Here is a 16,241-nt window from a genome sequence, read left to right as displayed (position 1 = left end):
AAGTGGGAACCGGTTTTCGGGGCAAGCCGATGCGCTGACAGGCCTTGTCAGCGCTTGAGCGCGATTGCCGCCGCGCCGAACATCAGGAGCGCGCCGACAGCTTCCGACCAGCCGAAGGGCTCGCTCAGCGCAACGACACCGACCGCAACCGCGATGGCGGGACTGACGAAGGCGTAGAGCCCGGCGCGAAAGGCGCCCCAGTCGCGCAGCAGCCGCATATAGATGGTGAAGCCCATCAGCGAGCCGCCGACGATCAGGAACAGCACCGCCGGGAGCACCGGCCAGCTCGCCAGCGCCCGGATATCGGCCAGGCCGACCGGCTCCAGCGCGAGCGTAACCGCGGTCAGGCCGATGCCGCCGATCAGCGTCTGCCAGCCGGCAAGCGTCAGCGTCGGCATCGTCCCGGCGATCGGCCGAGAGAGAACCGCGCCGACGCAGTAGAACAGCGTACCGGCCGCCACCGCCGCGAGCCCGATCATCTCCATCGGATCGCCCTGCGTGGCCGAAAGGCCTCCCAGCGCCCGCGTCGCGAACAGGAAGCCGAGGCCCACGGTTCCGAGCGCGATCGCCACGAGCTTGCGTCCGTCGATCCGCACACCCTCGATCGCCCGGCTCGCCAGCACCGTGTAGATCGGGATGGTCGCGAAATTGACGATGGCCGCGAGCCCGGTCGGGGCATGCTTCGTGCCCCAGAACAATAGCGTGTAATTGGCGGTGTTGAGCAGCAGCGCCGTGCCGATCAGCCGTGGCCAGGCGTCAACAGGCACCTTGGGAGCATCGCGACCGGCCCAGAGCAGCATCAGCAGGCCGGCGATCGAGAACCGCGCCGCGGCCAGGAAGACCGGCGGGACATGCATGGAGCCGACCTTGACCGGTAGCCAGGTCAGGCCCCAGACGAGGCACATGACGGCGAAGAGGGCGGCGTTGCGCGACATGATGTCCGATTAGCCGCAGCTCAGGGCGCTGACCATTGCGCCGCGGGCATCGCGCCCCCGTGGAAACCGGAGGCGGGAAGGCGTCAGACGCTGCCGACAGTCTTGAGCCGCACGCGCGGGTGGATCTCGGCCTGCGACAGCACCGGCGTCTCCCTGCGGAAGCGCTCGATGATCTGGCGGGCGAAGGGCCGCGCCATCGCCGAGGTGACAAGCGCCGGCATCTCGCCGATGCGCGCCGCATCCTCGAACTTGTCGCGGACGTGATGCACGAACTCCTGCAGGCGGGAGGGCTGCATCGCGAGGTGGCGGTCCTCGCCCTGGCCGATGATCGACTCGGCGAAGACGCCTTCCCAGGCCGGCGACAGCGTGATGATCGGCAGCACGCCCTGCATGTTGGAGAACTGGGCGCAGATCTGGCGGGCGAGCCGCGCGCGGACATGCTCGGCGATCTCGCGCGGGTTGCGCACGCTGGCCGCGACCTCCGCGACACCTTCGATGATCGTCGGCAGGTCGCGGATCGAGATGCGCTCGGAGAGCAGGAGCTGCAGCACGCGCTGGATGCCGGTGGTCGAGATCTGGCTCGGCACGATCTCCTTGACCAGGTCGGCATGGTCCTTCGGCAGTTCGCGCAGGAGCTTCTGCACCTCGGAATGGGAGAGCAGCTCCGGCATGTTCGACTTCAGCACCTCGGTCAGGTGCGTCGAGATCACGGTCGCGGCGTCGACCACGGTGTAGCCGCGCAACTGCGCCTCGTCCTGCAAAGCGGCGTCGATCCAGGTCGCCGGCAGGCCGAAGGTCGGCTCCAGCACGTTGTGGCCCGGCAGGTTCACCGCCCCGCCCATCGGATCCATCGCCATGTACTGGCCGGCATAGACGATGCCCTGGCCGGCATCGATCTCCTTGATCTTGATGAAGTAGTGGTTCGCCTCGAGCTGGACATTGTCGACGATGCGCACCGCCGGCATGACGAAGCCGAGCTCGGCCGCAAGCTGACGGCGCAGCGCCCGGACCTGGTCGGTCAGCCGGTCCTGCCCGCTCGGCGCATTGACCAGCGGGAGGAGCCCGTAGCCGATCTCGATCTTGAGCTCGTCCATCTTGAGGAGGTCGTTCAGCGTCTCCTCGCGCGGCGTGCCGTCCGCCGCGACCGCGCCGCCGGCCTGCGCCGCATCGGTCATGCCTGCTTGCGCCTCGCGCTCCTTCGCCGCCCGCCCGAAGCGGTAGGCGAGGAAGCCAGCGCCGCCGGCCAGCAACAGGAAGGGCATCATGGGAATGCCAGGCAGCAGCGCGATCAGCAGCATCACCGCCGCCGACATGCCGAGCGCCTTGGGATAGCCCGAGAGCTGCTTGCCGAGCGCCTTGTCGGCGGCACCGCGCACGCCCGCCTTCGAAACGAGCAGGCCGGCTGCGGTCGAGACGATCAGCGCCGGGACCTGGCTGACGAGGCCGTCGCCGACGGTGAGCATGGTGTAGTTCGTCGCCGCCTGGCCGAAGCTCAGCCCCTGCTGCGCGACGCCGATGATGATACCGCCGAGCACGTTGATGAAGGTGATCAGCAGGGCCGCGATCGCGTCGCCACGGACGAATTTCGAGGCGCCGTCCATCGAGCCGAAGAAGGAGGATTCGTCCTCCAGCGCCTTGCGGCGAACCTTGGCACTGTCCTGGTCGATCAGGCCGGCGGAGAGGTCGGCGTCGATCGCCATCTGCTTGCCCGGCATCGCATCGAGGGTGAAGCGGGCAGCCACTTCGGCGATGCGGCCCGAGCCTTTAGTGATGACCACGAAGTTCACGATGATCAGGATCGTGAAGACGATCACGCCGATCACGAAATTGCCGCTCATGACGAAGCCGGCGAAGGCCTCGATGACATGTCCCGCCGCCGCCGTGCCCTCATGGCCATGGGCGAGGATGAGGCGCGTCGAGGCGAGGTTCAGCGCCAGCCGGAACATGGTGACGATCAGCAGCACGGTCGGGAAGGCCGAGAACTCCAGCGGCTCCTCGATGAAGAGCGCGGTCATCAGCACCAGCACCGACACGATGATCGACAACGCCAGCATCAGGTCGAGCAGGACCGCCGGCATCGGGAAGACGAGCACCACCAGGATGCCCATCACGCCGATGGCGAGGAACAGGTCGGGACGGTTGAACAGCTTTGCGAGCGCCCCGCGATCGGGGATGGCGAACCCTCTGCCCTGCCCTGCCGTCACATCGGTCATCGACCGCCCCGCCCCACGCCTCACGCGCCCCGAAGCAGGGCGCAGCTCGGCAATTCTTGCCGGGTTCATGGTGAACGAATTGTTAAGAAACGGATTAATACCCTGTCGGAACCATCCGATGAACGGCTGGTTGTCAAAACGCCGCGTTGTGGCCGCATTCGCCGGCCCCACTCGGCACAGGGAGGGCGGGACTTCGCCCATTCCCGACGATATTGGAGGTCACCTTGAATCGACGTTCCTTCCTGACGAGCCTTGTCGGCGGCCTCGCGGTTGCCGGCATCGGCGGCACCGCCATGGCCAAGAACCTGGTCGAAGCGGCCCCCGCGCCTGTCGAACCCAAGGCCGGAGACATCGACCCGGCCCTGAAGGCCGGCCTCGACGAGAGCGATGCCGAGTTCACCCAGTACTATCGCCGGCCGCGCCATCCCCGTCGGCCGCCCCCGCCGCCGGTCCACCGTCGCCGCCGGCGGCGCGTGGTCCGCAACGGCCGGGTTTACTGGGTCTACTGACCGGTTCAGGGCCGGCACCATGAGGTGCCGGCCTTTCCTTTGACCGTCGATCATCAGGAGGACAGCCGGCATGACAGCGCCGGACAACGCTCAGACAGGCACGATCGCCACCGACGTGCCCGCACGGCTCGACCGCCTGCCCTGGTCGCGCTTCCATACGCTTGTCGTCGCCGCGCTCGGCATCACCTGGATTCTCGACGGGCTCGAGGTCACGCTTGCCGGCTCGGTCTCGGGCGCCCTCAAGGAAAGCCCGGTCCTCAAATTCACCAATACCGAGATCGGCCTCGCCGGTGCCGCCTATATCGCCGGTGCGGTGCTGGGCGCCGTCTTCTTCGGCTGGCTCACCGACCGGCTCGGCCGCAAGAAGCTCTTCACGATCACCGTGCTCGTCTATCTCTCCGCGACGGCCGCCACCGCCTTCTCTTGGAATGTCACGAGTTTCATCCTCTTCCGCTTCCTGACCGGCATGGGCATCGGCGGCGAGTACACCGCGATCAACTCCACCATCCAGGAGCTCGTCCCGGCCCGCGTGCGCGGCTGGACCGATCTCGTCATCAACGGCTCGTTCTGGATCGGCGCGGCGCTCGGCGCGTTCGGCTCCATCATCCTGCTCGACCCCGCCTGGATCGACCCGGAATACGGCTGGCGCCTGGCCTTCTTCATCGGCGCCGCACTCGGCCTCGTCATCCTGTTCCTCAGGCAATGGATTCCGGAAAGCCCGCGCTGGCTGATCAGCCACGGCCATCCCGAGCGTGCTGCCGCGATCGTCGCCGATATCGAGCGCCGCGCCGGCTTCGTTCCGCCCGCCGGCGAGGTCCTGCCCCTGACCCGGTTGCGCCCGCGCGCCGCGACACCGCTCGGCGAGGTCTTCCACGTGCTTTTCGTGGCGCATCGCGAGCGCGCTTTGGTCGGGCTGGCGCTCATGCTGTCACAGGCGTTCTTCTACAACGCGATCTTCTTCACCTACGCGCTGATCCTCACCGATTTTTACGCCGTGCCCTCGCAGAATATCGGCTGGTTCATCCTGCCCTTCGCCGCCGGCAACTTCCTCGGTCCGCTCCTGATCGGCCGGCTCTTCGACACGCTCGGCCGCCGCGTGATGATCGCCGCGACCTACGCGCTGTCGGGCCTGTTGCTGACCGGGACCGGCTATCTCTTCTGGAGGGACTGGCTCACCGCCTCGCAGCTCACCCTGTGCTGGAGCGTGGTCTTCTTCTTCGCCTCGGCCGCGGCGAGTTCGGCCTATCTCACGGTCTCCGAAACCTTCCCGGTCGAGATGCGGGCGCTCGCCATCGCGATGTTCTATGCGGTCGGCACCGGCGCAGGCGGCATCGCCGGCCCCTGGCTCTTCGGCATCCTCATCGATACCGGGTCGCGCGGCAGCGTCTTCGGCGGCTATCTGCTGGGGGCGGCGCTGATGCTGGCGGCGGCGGCCATTGCCGCGCGTTTCGCGATCCGTGCGGAACGCCAGCCGCTCGAAAGCGTGGCGCGGCCGCTCAATGCGGTCGATTGACCATGGCCCGCCCGTAACCATAGCGCGCGAAAGCCGGCCCGATGGAACAAAGCATCATTTAAATGCATTATCCCACACTGGCATTCCCTGTCTAAGAATGCCGTGGGAGATGTGGTGACAACAGCCTGGAGGCCGTCGTGGACAGACGCTCATTCCTGATGACACTGGTCGGTGGCTTTGCCGCTGCCGGCATGGGCGGCATCGCCGCCGCCGAAGCAGCCCAGCCCAAGCTGGCACCGCTGCCGGATGCCGAGCCCAAGCAGGGCGACGAGGCCGTTACCGCCGAGATGAAGGAGGCGCTCGACAAGACCGACGCCGAGTTCAGCCAGTACTACTACTATCGCCGGCCGCGCTACTACGCACGCCCCCGTTATTACGTGCGGCCGCGCTACTACCGCCCGCGCTACTACCGTCCGCGTTATTACGCCCGCCCGCGCTATTACCGCAGGCGCTACTGGTAAGCCTTTTCCGGGTCAGGCCGCGCTGATGCGCGTCTGACCCGGCTCGGCGACGGTGATTCCGGCCGAGGTATATTCGCTGAGCTTGTTGCGCAGCGTGCGGATCGAGATTCCCAGGATCTTGGCCGCATGCGTCCGGTTGCCCAGGCAGTGGTCGAGCGTGTCGAGGATCAACTCGCGCTCGACATCGGCGACGGTGTGCCCGACCAGCGAACGCGTCATCGCCTCGGCGGTCTGGGCCGCGCGCGCCGCGGGATCACGCGACGGAGCCGGCGCCAACGCCTCCCCTTCCGGACTGAGCACGGCGGCGGCTGCGATCTCCGGCCCGCTCGCCAGCAGCACCGCCCGGTGCATCGTGTTCTCCAGCTCGCGCACATTGCCGCGCCAGGCGCCGGCCAGCAGGAGCTTACGCGCATCGGCTGCGATCGGCCGGGGCGGCAGGCCGTTCAGATCAGCGTATTTCCTGGCGAAATGCTCCGCCAGGACAAGGATATCGCCAGGCCGCTCGCGCAGCGCCGGCAGGCGCAGGTGCACGACATTGAGCCGATAGAGCAGATCCTCGCGGAAAGCGCCGTCGCGCACCGCGTCCGCGAGGTTGCGGTTCGAGGTCGCGATGATCCGGATATCGACCTTGACCGGCTGCGTGCCGCCGACCCGGTCAATCATGCGCTCCTGCAGCGCCCGCAGGAGCTTGGCCTGCAGGCGGACATCCATCTCCGAGATTTCGTCGAGCAGCAGCGTGCCGCCATTGGCCTCTTCGAATTTGCCGATGCGCCGCGCGATGGCGCCGGTGAAGGCGCCCTTCTCATGGCCGAACAGTTCGGATTCGAGCAGGTTGTCAGGGATCGCCGCGCAGTTCACCGCCACGAAGGGCCGGTCCTTGCGCCCCGATTTCTGGTGCAGGTGGCGGGCGATCACCTCCTTGCCCGTGCCGCTCTCGCCGGTGACCAGCACCGGCGCTTCCGAGCGGGCGATCTGCGAGGCGAGCTGCACGACACGTTCCATCGCCGGGTCGCGCCAGATCAGGCGGGACTGGTCGGCGGCGACCGCCTCCAGCACCGCCGCGATCAGCTCCGGATCGGGCGGCAACGGCACATATTCCCGGGCGCCGGCCTGGATCGCCGCGACGGCGGCGCGCGTATCGGTCGAGGTGCCGCAGGCGACGATCGGCGTGCGGATGCGCTCGGCCTCCAGCGCCGCGACATAGGCCGCGATCGGCTGCACGACGTCGATCATCAGCAGATCGGCGCCCTTGGCGCGCAGCACGGCGAGCGTCTGGTCGAGGCTTTCGGTATGGGTCACGGCCGCGCCATGCGACATGGCGATCTTGGCGGCCGCGATGATCTGTCCCTTGAGACCGCCGGCGATGATGAGGCGCATGGCTCAGGTCCTTCTGTTCTTTGTCAGTATGGCGCGATCGGCTCTCACCGGTCCGCCTTGATGATTTCCGTCATGGTCACGCCCAGGCGGTCCTCGACGACGACGACCTCCCCGCGCGCGACCAGCCGCTCGTTGACGAAGATGTCGATCGCCTCGCCCACGCGCCGGTCGAGTTCCAGCACCGCGCCCGGCACGATCTGGAGCAGGTCGCCGACCGCAACCTTCGAGGAGCCCAGCACCGCGGACACCGTGACCGGCACGTCGAAGACCTGTTCCAGGTCCTCGGCCGTCTTCACCGGCACCGGCCCCGAGCGCGCGACGGACATATCGCCCTGGTCGAAGGACAGGTCGGCCTGGTTCAGCGGCGGCAGGTTGAGATCGTTCTGCTGGCTCATGGCTCAGACCTTCATGGTTCCGCATGACCATGGCCGAACACGCGGGCGACCGCCTGTTCGACCAGGGCCGTGAGTTGCTGGCTGTCGAGGACGAAACCGCCCTCCGCCCATTCGATGCGCCCGTCGCCCGGCGCGATGTCGGATTGCCCGAGCACCATCAGCTTGCCGGAGAAGCCGTGTTCCATCGCGAGCTTGCGGACCAGCTCCTCGGCAGCCTCGACCACGCTCTCATGGACGCGCAGGACCAGATGAGGCGCGGTGCGGGCATGGCTCAAGCACTCCCGGATCGCCCCCGACAGCGCCGCCAGCGGCTTTTCCGCAAGCGCGGCGCCGGCCAGCGCCTTCGCCGTCACGATCGCGACCTGCGCCGCATGTTCCTCGATCGCAGCGGTACGGGCCGCTTCCTGCGCGAAAAGCCGCTCGGCCGAACGTGCGAGCTGCCCCGTCAGGCCGGTGAGCTGGCTCTGCGCCTCGCGATGCGCGTGCTCCTGCCCGGCATGGAAACCTTCCGCGCGGGCGGCGGCGAGATCGGCCTCCCCGGCGGCCTTGCGGCCTCCTTCGCGGAAATCCGTCCCGAACATGAACTTGGTCGCAGCAGCCATCTCAATAAACCAGTTCGTCGTCGGCGTTGCCCTTGGACAGCACGATCTCGCCCTTGTCGGCCAGGTCCTTGGTCATCTGGACGAGCTTGGTCTGGGCCTCGTCGACCTCCTTGAGGCGCAGCGGACCCAGGCCCTCCATGTCGTCCTGCATGTTCTTCGACGCGCGTTGCGACATCGCACCGAAGAAGAAGTCCCTCATCGACTGGCTGGCGCCCTTGAGCGCACGTGCCAGCGTGTCCTTGTCGACCTGGCGCATCAGCGTCTGCAGGCCGGCCGGGTCGAGCTTGGCGAGGTCCTCGAAGGTGAACATCAGGGCCCGGATGCGCTCCGCCGATTCCTGGTTCGAGGCATCGAGCGCCGAGAGAAAGCGCATCTCGGTCTGCCGGTCGAAGCCGTTGAAGATTTCCGCCATCATCTCGTGCGGGTCACGACGGCGCGTCTGAGTCAGCGTCGAGACGAATTCGGTGCGCAGCGTATTCTCGATATGGTCGAGCGCTTCCTTCTGGATCGATTCCAGCCGCAGCATCCGCCCCACGACTTCGATCGAGAGATCGTTCGGCAGGTTGCGCAGCACGTTCGCGGCATGCTCGGGCCGGATTTTCGAGAGGATCACCGCGATGGTCTGCGGATATTCGTTCTTGAGGAAGTTCGCCAGCACCACCGCGTCGATATTGCCGAGCTTCTGCCACATGTTGCGGCCGGCCGGCCCGCGGATTTCCTCCATGATCAGCGCCACCTGATCGGTCGGCAGGATTTTCTCGAGCAGCGAGATCGTCCGGTCGAAGGAGCCCGTGACGGCACCGGCGCTGGAGAGCTTGCCGACGAAGTCGAGCATCAACCGTTCGACCTCGTCCGCATCGACGGTGCCGAGCTCGGCCATGGCGCGGGTGATGATCCGGATTTCGTCGTCGTCGAACTCCTGCCAGATCGCGCGGCCGTGCTCCTCGCCCAGCACCAGCAGGATGACGGCGGCGCGCTGCGGGCCGCTCATCTCGGCGACGGTGGTCACGCCGAAGCCGCCGCCCTCGATGGCGTCCTGGAAACCGGTATTGCGCGTTGCGATGGATCGGGTCTCGGCCATGGTTCAGCGCTCCGTCACGCTGCCGACTTCTCGTGGATCCAGCTCCGCAGCACCGCCACCGAATCGGACGGGTTCTGCGAGACCAGAGCCCCGATCTTTTCCACGGACTGCGCCTTGAGCTGCCCCTTGACCTGGGCGATCGCCAGCATCCGCTCGGAGGGCGCAGGGTCCATTTCCACGGCCAGCGCCTCGGCATCGGAACCGGCCATGGCCACCGCCCGCCCGCTGCCGGCCGGATCTCCCGTCGCGCCGGGCGGGCCCGCGAGGACCGTGCCATTACGCATGAAGGAGGGAATCGCGCGGACATTGCCGTTGTCGGAGGCCAGCACCTGCTTCAGCAGCGGGCGCACCACGGTCATCAGCACGATCAGGGTCAGCAGCGAGATCACGCCGAGCTCGGCGAAACGGACGAGGTCCTCCCTGGTGAAGGAGGTGAGCTGCTGCATCAGCGACTGCTCGGCGAGTTCGGCCGGGGGCGGCGGCGCCTCGGCGAAGCGCAGGTTGACGACCTCGACCTTGTCGCCGCGTCCCTGGTCGAAGCCGACGGCGGTGCGCACCAGCTCGCCGATCCGCTCCAGCTCTTCGTTGTTGCGGGGCTGGTAGGACAATTCGCCGGCCGGGCTGCGGCTGTAGTTGCCGTCGACAAGGACGGCGACCGAGAGCTTCTTGACCCGCCCGCCCTCCAGCACCTCGGTGCGGGTCGTGCGCGAGATCTCGTAATTGGCGACTTCCTCGTTCTTGGAGGAATTCTCGCGCTGGTTCTGCTGCGCGCCTTGCGCCTGTTGCGCACCCGGCAATTCGTTGCCGACGGTCACCGTGCCGTTGCCGCCCTCGTTCGTCGTCGAGGCCTCGGTCCGGTTCTGGCTGGAACGCAGGACCCGGCTTTCCGGATCGAAGCTCTCGGAGCGGCTCTCGACGCGGTTGGTGTCGAGCGCGGCCGAGACCTGCACCCGCGCCCGGCCGTAGCCGACGACGCTGGCGACGATATCCTCGACCTGCGCCTTGAGGCGCTTCTCGATCGCGGTCTGGCGCTCCTCGATGCCGAGCCCGATCAGGCCCTGGTCGCTCTGGGCACCGTCCGCCAGAAGCCTGCCGCGCTCGTCGACGATCGACACCCGCTCCGGCTTCAACCCATCGACGGCCGAGGCGACGAGATGGCGCACGGCCCGGACCTGCGCTGCATCGAGATCGCCCGCAAGCTTGAGCGCGATCGAGGCGCGTGGTGCCTCGCGATCGCGCTCGAACAGCCGCCGCTCGGGAATGACGAGATGGACGCGCGCGGCCTGCACCCGCCCGATCGAACGGATCGTGCGCGACAATTCGCCTTCCAGCGCCCGGAGGTGGTTGATGTTCTGGACGAAGCTGGTCGAGGAGAAGGCATCGCCCTTGTCGAAGATCTCGTAGCCGACGCCGCCGCCGGCCGGGATGCCCTTGCTGGCGAGGTCGAGGCGCAGGCGCGGCACGTCGGCCTTCGGCACCAGCACGGTCTGGCCGTCGCCGCGCAATTCGTAGTTGATGCCGCGGGCGTCGAGATCCTTGAGGATGGCGCTGACGTCCTGGCTCCCGAGGTCCGCGAACAGCACGCTCATCGCCGGCTGGGACATCTTGAGCATGACGAAGCCGAAGAAGCCGACGAGCACCAGCGTGACGGCCAGCATGGCCGCCAGGCGCGCCGCGCCGAATTTGGCAAACTGCTCGATCAGGCCGCTCACGCCGTCATCCGTCCCACAGAATCGCAGGGACGGCGCACCTGCTCCGACCCACTAGGCAAGTTTTTCCCAGTGCATGGTTAGCGGCCGGTTAATTTTTGGATGCGGATCGTTAAACTTTCCAGGCGGAGGTTCGCGCAAACGCCAAAGGCGCCGGCCCTGTTCGGGCCGACGCCTTTGAAAAGAAACGTGAATATCTGTTTCTTACTGGCGGTAGTGCTGAATCCGGGTCGTCCGCAGGCCGGCGAGGCCATGCTGGTCGATCGACATCTGCCAGCTCAGGAACTCGTCGACGGTCAGCGTATAGCGCTGGCACGCCTCTTCGAGGCTGAGCAGCCCGCCGCGCACGGCTGCCACCACCTCTGCCTTTCGCCGGATGACCCAGCGCCGGGTATTCATCGGGGGCAAGTCCGCGATCGTCAGCGGACTTCCGTCCGGTCCGATCACGTATTTCACCCGCGGTCGCAATGGCTCGGTCATGGTACTCTCACACAACTCAACAGAGCTACTGAGGGCATCATAGGCGGGCGGCTTTAAGAATTGGCTAAAACGATCACTCCGGATGTCCACGACTGATTCGCAGCCGGTCACTCGCTGCGGACCACGCTCTTGACCTTGTCGATCGGGATGCTGATCGAGCCGATCTTGAGCATCGGGATCGACGAGGTGAAGTCGACGCCGTCGACCACGCCGCTGATCTGCGTCTTCGCCGTGACGCTCTCACCGGCGACGTTCTTGGCATCGATCGTAATGCTGTACTCGCCGTCCGGCGCCGCGGTTCCGACTGAGGTCGAGCCGTCCCAGCTATAGGTCTGGTCGCCGGCGGTCAGCGTCTTGGTCAGGGTCTGGACGACGCTGCCCTTCGAATCCTTGATGGTGATCGTGGCGGTGCCGGCCGAGGCCATGTTCACCTTCCAGTCGGCCTTGCCGTTGATCAGCCGGGTCGTCGTGCCATCGGCGGTGACCGTGGCGCCGATGAAGCCGACCGCGTTCGTCGCCGTCCCGGCAGCGCTGAGGCTGAGCAGGGAGCCGAGCGTCTCGTTGGTCCGGAGCTGCTGCTCGACGCCGGCGAATTGCACGAGCTGGGCCGTGAACTGGTTGGTGTCGAGCGGGTCCAGCGGCGACTGGTTCTTGAGCTGCGTCGTCAGCAGCGTCAGGAACTGGTCGAAATTATTGGCGATCCCGCTCGTGGAGCCGGTCACGCCGCTGGTGCTGCTGCCCGATGTGCCGCTGGTTCCGGAAACCGCCATGGCGCTGGTCCTCGTTCAGATGCTGAGATCGACGCCGCCGAGCCGGATGAGACGGCGCTGCGGGGCGGGGTCGATGGAAAGGGGGACGTCCTCGGCGAGTTCGCTGCCGTTCGGCTGGCGCGGGCGCTGCGGCGCCTCGTCCTGCTGGCGGTTCTGGCGGAAGGCCGATTGGTCGGACGGGTCACGCAGGGAGATGTCGACGCCGCCATCGGACGGTTTCAACCCGGCCTGCTCGAAGGCGCGTTCCAGCGTGCGCGCATCGCGCTGCAGGAGGTGAAGCGTCTCGACGCGGTCGACGACCAGCCTGGCGCTGACCTCGCCCGCGTCGGAAATCGACAGGTTGACGTCGACGCGGCCGAGCTCATCGGGATCGAGCCGGATATCGAATTGCCGCGAGCCCGACATCGCGCGCAGGCCGATCTCGATCGGCACGACATGGATCGGCGTCGGCTGGCCGTTCGCCGCGCTCTGCCCCGGAGTGCCGGGAGCCGCGCCCGGCGCAGCACTCGGATCGAAGGGCTGAAGCAGCCGGTCATGCCCGGATTTTCCGGGCGCCTGCTGCAGCAGGGTCGAGAGATCGAACGGGGCGGCCGGCTGCTGCTGAAGAGCGTCGAGCGCCTTGTCCTGGGCGGGAGCTTGCGCGCCCTTGGCGGCAGCCGGCTGGTCGGCTTTGGCGAGGACGTCCGCAAATTCCTGCGCACCCTGCCCGACCGTTCCGAGAGCCTGCACGCCACCTGCCGCAGCCTTGCCCTCGGCAGCCGCGGCGATCCCCGCCTGCGGCTGTTCCGGCGCCGCGGCCGCAATCAGCGGCAGTCCCGCGGTTGCTGCGGCAAGCGCCGGCTTCGCTGCGCCCGTCTTCGTCGCGCCCTCGCTCGACACCGCTTCCGCAGCATCATCCGCAGCCGCATCGATGGCGATCGATGGCCCCTGCTGAAGCAGAGCAGGTGCGATCACGACCACCGCCGGCGTCGCCGCGGCAGGACTTTCGGCCACCGGAGCGGCAGCCGCCGCCGCGATCTCGCCCTTGTCCTCGACGGCCGCCTTGCCGTCTTTCTTGGTCGCGCCCTCGCGGACCTCGCCCGCAACCTCCCCGGGCTCCGCCGCCGGTTCCTCGCCGGCAGCTTCGGTCCGGGCGCCCGCCTGGGCGGCCGCCATCGCGATCAGGAACGCGATCCCGCTCGCATCGGCCTTCGCCGCTTGCGGTGCAGGCTTGCCCGCCGGAGCAGGCGCCGCCGGCACGGCAGTCGGCTGGAGCCCATCGAGTCGCGCGCTCACCTTCGCGGGGTCGACGATCTGGTCGGCGCCGCCGGTCTCGTTGGTCGCAGCCGGTTCCGCCGTGGCAGCGACCTTCGCGGCCGCCGCGGCCTTCACCGTCCCCGCGACAGTCGCCTCCGCCTCCGGCAGAACGAAGACCTCGCCAGTCTCCTGCGGCTCCGCCTGACCGGCGCGCGACCGGGTGGCCGGCGCTTCGGCAGAGGCCTGATGAGTGAACACAGACTGGATCGGCATGAACGGTCCCGTGACGCGGGCAACAACGCGCCCGACCCAGCCCAGCAAGTTGCAAGCCAGAAACGGCCCTTTCTGAATCAAGGCCTTAGCGCCGATGCCCCGCAGCAAGCGGGCAAGATGAGCCCGGTTTTCCGGCCCAGGCCGGCAGGATTTGCCGATCCTGCTGGCGGCGCCCGGCCAAAGCCGGTATAGAGCCCGCAGATGCGCCGAATGCCCGCGCCAGCCCCCGAGCCAGCGACGACCCAGCCGAGAATGACCGCTTTCCGCAATTCCCTCGACATCGCCAAGCCGCCCGCGGCGACACGCGTCGTCGCGGCGATGTCCGGCGGCGTCGATTCCTCAGTAGTCGCGGCCCTGCTCAAGCGCGAGGGCTATGACGTCGTCGGCGTCACGCTCCAGCTTTACGATCACGGCGCCGCGGTGCATCGCGCCGGCGCCTGCTGCGCCGGCCAGGACATCCACGACGCCCGCCGCGTCGCCGAGACCATCGGCATCCCGCATTACGTACTCGACTACGAAAGCCGCTTCCGCGATGCGGTGATCGAGCGCTTCGCCGAAAGCTACCTCGCCGGCGAAACGCCGATCCCCTGCGTCGAGTGCAATCGCACCGTGAAGTTCCGCGACTTGCTCGATCTCGCCAAGGAGCTCGGCGCAGATGCGCTGGCGACCGGCCATTACGTGCTCAGCCGCGACCTCGGCGACGGCCATCGCGGCCTGTTCCGCGCGGCGGATGCGAGCCGCGACCAGAGCTATTTCCTCTACGCCACGACGCAGGAGCAGCTCGACCTGTTGCGCTTCCCGCTCGGCCATATCGACAAGGCGCAGACCCGTGCGCTCGCCGCCGAGCTCGGCCTCGCCATCGCCGACAAGCCCGACAGCCAGGATATCTGCTTCGTGCCGAACGGCCGCTATGCCGACGTCATCGAGCGGCTGAAGCCCGGCGCCGCCCGCCCCGGCGACATCGTTCATCTCGACGGCCGCATCCTCGGCCATCATGACGGCGTGCTCCACTACACCGTCGGCCAGCGCAAGGGGCTCGGCATCAGCGCGAGCGAGCCGCTCTATGTCCTGCGTCTCGATGCCGATGACGCCCGTGTCATCGTCGGCCCGCGCGAGGCGCTGAGCGTCGGCGAAATCCGCCTGCGCGATCTCAACTGGCTTGGCGAGATGCCGCTCGACGCCCTGCCGCAGGAAGGGCTCGACGTCGCCGTGCGCGTCCGCTCGACCCGCGCCCCGCGCGAAGCCCGCCTCTTCCGCGACGAGGACGGCCTGCGCATCGAACTCGCCAGCGACGAGGAGGGCGTTTCGCCCGGTCAGGCCTGCGTGATCTACGCCGATGCCGGACCCGGCTCCCGCGTGCTGGGCGGCGGCACCATCCTGCGCCGCCCACTCGCCTTGCCGGCCGCGCCCTCACCGGCCGCGCTCGCCCTGTCCTGATCGCTCAGGCCCCGCTCTTCCGTTCGGACTCCAGACCATGCCGGTGACCTACGACCTCGACGGCCAGAAGCGCGTCTATGCGACCTGGGCCAAGTTCTACGACCGGATCTATCAGCGCATGCTGGCGCGCCCGCAGCGCGAGGCGGTCGAAGCGGCCTGTGCCTGCGGCCCGGACATCCTCGAGATCGGCGTCGGCACCGGCCTCACCCTGCCCTATTTCACGCCGGACTCGCGCGTCTTCGGCGCCGACCTGTCGCTCGACATGCTCAAGGTCGCCCACCGCAAGGTCGAGAGCCAGAAGCTTGACCATGTCCACGGGCTGATGGTGATGGATGCCTGCCGGCTCGGTTTCGGGAAGGAATGCTTCGATGCGGTCACCGCGCAATTCGTGATCACGCTCGTCCCCGATCCGGAGCAGGCGCTGGCCGAGATGGATCGCGTCCTCAAGCCCGGCGGCGAGATCATCATATCGAGCCGTCTCGTCGACGATGGCGGCCTGCTCGCGCCGTTCTGGAGCGCGGTCGCGCCCTTGTCGAAGGCGATCGGCTGGAGCTCCGACTTCAAGGTCAGCCGGCTGACCGACTGGGCGCAGGCGACGGGCCGCTACGAGGCGGCCCATGTCGGGCGCGGCTATTTCAAGGTCGTCCGGCTGCGCAAGCTGGCTTCTGCCGATAACGCGCAATCCAAGGCTTGACGCACCCCGCTCACGACGCCTATATCGCGCCTCGACGACGAGCCGGCTCTGCCGGTTCCGACCCTGTGGCGGGGTAGCTCAGCTGGTTAGAGCAGCGGAATCATAATCCGCGTGTCGGGGGTTCAAGTCCCTCTCCCGCTACCAAACTTCTCTTCACCGACATTCACAGACGACCGAAACCGGCCCTAACAGGCCGGTTTTTGCGTCTTACCTTGTCAGTGATGTTCATGGGCGTTCGTTGACAGTCGCGCCATTTGTTGGCCTTCCTGATGGCCACAGCCCAAGGCCATCAGACGCGAGGCCAACATGCCGCTGACCGACACAGCGATTAAGAACGCGAAGGCCCAGCCGAAAGTGACCAAGCTTTCGGACGGCGGCGGCCTTCAACTGTGGATCATGCCGAACGGGGCGAAGCTCTGGCGCATGGCTTATCGGTTCGACGGGAAGCAAAAGAAGCTGGCTGATCCGCCCCCGCCGAGAGGTCCAGGTTGAATGTTAGTGTGCGGTTGGCCTCGGCGCCAACGCGGTCGGCTCAGCCGGTCTGGATAGCGCAGCC

16 protein-coding genes and 1 tRNA gene are annotated in these 16,241 nt (G+C 67.5%); 7 read left to right on the top strand and 10 right to left on the bottom strand.

Translation table 11 applies throughout. The features are described 5' to 3' along the window. Positions 1-47: 47 nt before the first annotated feature. Both BLQ70_RS05665 and flhA read right to left on the bottom strand, forming a co-directional pair. Positions 48-935, bottom strand: coding sequence for a DMT family transporter (locus BLQ70_RS05665; RefSeq protein ID WP_091856205.1), 888 nt, complete (start codon positions 933-935; stop codon positions 48-50). Positions 936-1,018: 83 nt separating this feature from the next. After that, on the bottom strand, positions 1,019-3,148 hold the full coding sequence (gene flhA / locus BLQ70_RS05660; RefSeq protein ID WP_091856204.1) for a flagellar biosynthesis protein FlhA: 2,130 nt from the start codon (positions 3,146-3,148) through the stop codon (positions 1,019-1,021). 224 nt (positions 3,149-3,372) lie between these two features. On the opposite strand from flhA, the gene BLQ70_RS05655 reads away from it, so the two are divergent. From BLQ70_RS05655 to BLQ70_RS05645, 3 genes are all read left to right on the top strand, one after another. Then, the gene (locus BLQ70_RS05655; RefSeq protein ID WP_139163494.1) at positions 3,373-3,657 is read left to right on the top strand and encodes a hypothetical protein; all 285 of its coding nucleotides are present in this window, start codon (positions 3,373-3,375) and stop codon (positions 3,655-3,657) included. A 70-nt stretch (positions 3,658-3,727) separates the two neighbouring features. After that, on the top strand, positions 3,728-5,170 hold the full coding sequence (locus tag BLQ70_RS05650) for an MFS transporter (protein WP_091856203.1): 1,443 nt from the start codon (positions 3,728-3,730) through the stop codon (positions 5,168-5,170). Positions 5,171-5,307: 137 nt separating this feature from the next. Then, the gene (locus tag BLQ70_RS05645) at positions 5,308-5,631 is read left to right on the top strand and encodes a hypothetical protein (RefSeq protein WP_210184246.1); all 324 of its coding nucleotides are present in this window, start codon (positions 5,308-5,310) and stop codon (positions 5,629-5,631) included. A 12-nt stretch (positions 5,632-5,643) separates the two neighbouring features. Here the strand turns inward: BLQ70_RS05645 and flbD are convergent, their stop codons facing one another. The 8 genes from flbD to BLQ70_RS05605 all read right to left on the bottom strand — a co-directional run bounded on the left by flbD (position 5,644) and on the right by BLQ70_RS05605 (position 13,554). After that, positions 5,644-7,008 (bottom strand): sigma-54-dependent transcriptional regulator FlbD, encoded by a 1,365-nt coding sequence (gene flbD / locus BLQ70_RS05640; RefSeq protein WP_091856201.1) that lies wholly within the window; start codon positions 7,006-7,008, stop codon positions 5,644-5,646. A 44-nt stretch (positions 7,009-7,052) separates the two neighbouring features. Then, complete coding sequence (fliN, locus tag BLQ70_RS05635; protein WP_061969600.1) at positions 7,053-7,403, bottom strand: flagellar motor switch protein FliN; 351 nt, start codon at positions 7,401-7,403, stop codon at positions 7,053-7,055. Between the two features lie 11 nt (positions 7,404-7,414). After that, complete coding sequence (locus BLQ70_RS05630) at positions 7,415-8,005, bottom strand: FliH/SctL family protein (RefSeq protein WP_091856200.1); 591 nt, start codon at positions 8,003-8,005, stop codon at positions 7,415-7,417. A gap of 1 nt (position 8,006) precedes the next feature. Further along, the gene (fliG, locus tag BLQ70_RS05625; RefSeq protein WP_061969603.1) at positions 8,007-9,086 is read right to left on the bottom strand and encodes a flagellar motor switch protein FliG; all 1,080 of its coding nucleotides are present in this window, start codon (positions 9,084-9,086) and stop codon (positions 8,007-8,009) included. A gap of 14 nt (positions 9,087-9,100) precedes the next feature. Next, entirely contained in the window at positions 9,101-10,798 is a 1,698-nt protein-coding gene (gene fliF, locus BLQ70_RS05620) for a flagellar basal-body MS-ring/collar protein FliF (protein WP_091856199.1), read from the bottom strand. 201 nt (positions 10,799-10,999) lie between these two features. After that, entirely contained in the window at positions 11,000-11,275 is a 276-nt protein-coding gene (gene sciP / locus BLQ70_RS05615; protein WP_038359348.1) for a CtrA inhibitor SciP, read from the bottom strand. A gap of 107 nt (positions 11,276-11,382) precedes the next feature. After that, positions 11,383-12,045 carry a flagellar hook assembly protein FlgD gene (locus BLQ70_RS05610; RefSeq protein WP_091856198.1) on the bottom strand — a complete coding sequence of 221 codons (663 nt, stop codon included), beginning with the start codon at positions 12,043-12,045 and terminating at the stop codon, positions 11,383-11,385. A gap of 15 nt (positions 12,046-12,060) precedes the next feature. After that, positions 12,061-13,554, bottom strand: coding sequence for a flagellar hook-length control protein FliK (locus tag BLQ70_RS05605; protein WP_139163493.1), 1,494 nt, complete (start codon positions 13,552-13,554; stop codon positions 12,061-12,063). 252 nt (positions 13,555-13,806) lie between these two features. Here BLQ70_RS05605 and mnmA point away from each other — a divergent pair, with 252 nt between their 5' ends. The 4 genes from mnmA (at position 13,807) to BLQ70_RS05585 (ending at position 16,177) form a co-directional block, all read left to right on the top strand. Further along, positions 13,807-14,991, top strand: a complete 1,185-nt coding sequence (gene mnmA / locus BLQ70_RS05600) for a tRNA 2-thiouridine(34) synthase MnmA (protein ID WP_091856196.1) — start codon at positions 13,807-13,809, stop codon at positions 14,989-14,991. A 37-nt stretch (positions 14,992-15,028) separates the two neighbouring features. Continuing rightward, positions 15,029-15,685: a class I SAM-dependent methyltransferase gene (locus tag BLQ70_RS05595; protein WP_091856195.1), complete on the top strand. Its 657-nt coding sequence runs from the start codon at positions 15,029-15,031 to the stop codon at positions 15,683-15,685. A 67-nt stretch (positions 15,686-15,752) separates the two neighbouring features. Further along, positions 15,753-15,829 (top strand) — tRNA-Met (locus BLQ70_RS05590). A 162-nt stretch (positions 15,830-15,991) separates the two neighbouring features. Further along, positions 15,992-16,177 carry an Arm DNA-binding domain-containing protein gene (locus tag BLQ70_RS05585; RefSeq protein ID WP_091856194.1) on the top strand — a complete coding sequence of 62 codons (186 nt, stop codon included), beginning with the start codon at positions 15,992-15,994 and terminating at the stop codon, positions 16,175-16,177. Positions 16,178-16,241 lie beyond the last annotated feature (64 nt).

The organism is Allobosea robiniae, assembly GCF_900102525.1.
Lineage (GTDB): Bacteria > Pseudomonadota > Alphaproteobacteria > Rhizobiales > Beijerinckiaceae > Allobosea > Allobosea robiniae.
This window is presented reverse-complemented; position numbering and strand designations above follow the sequence as displayed.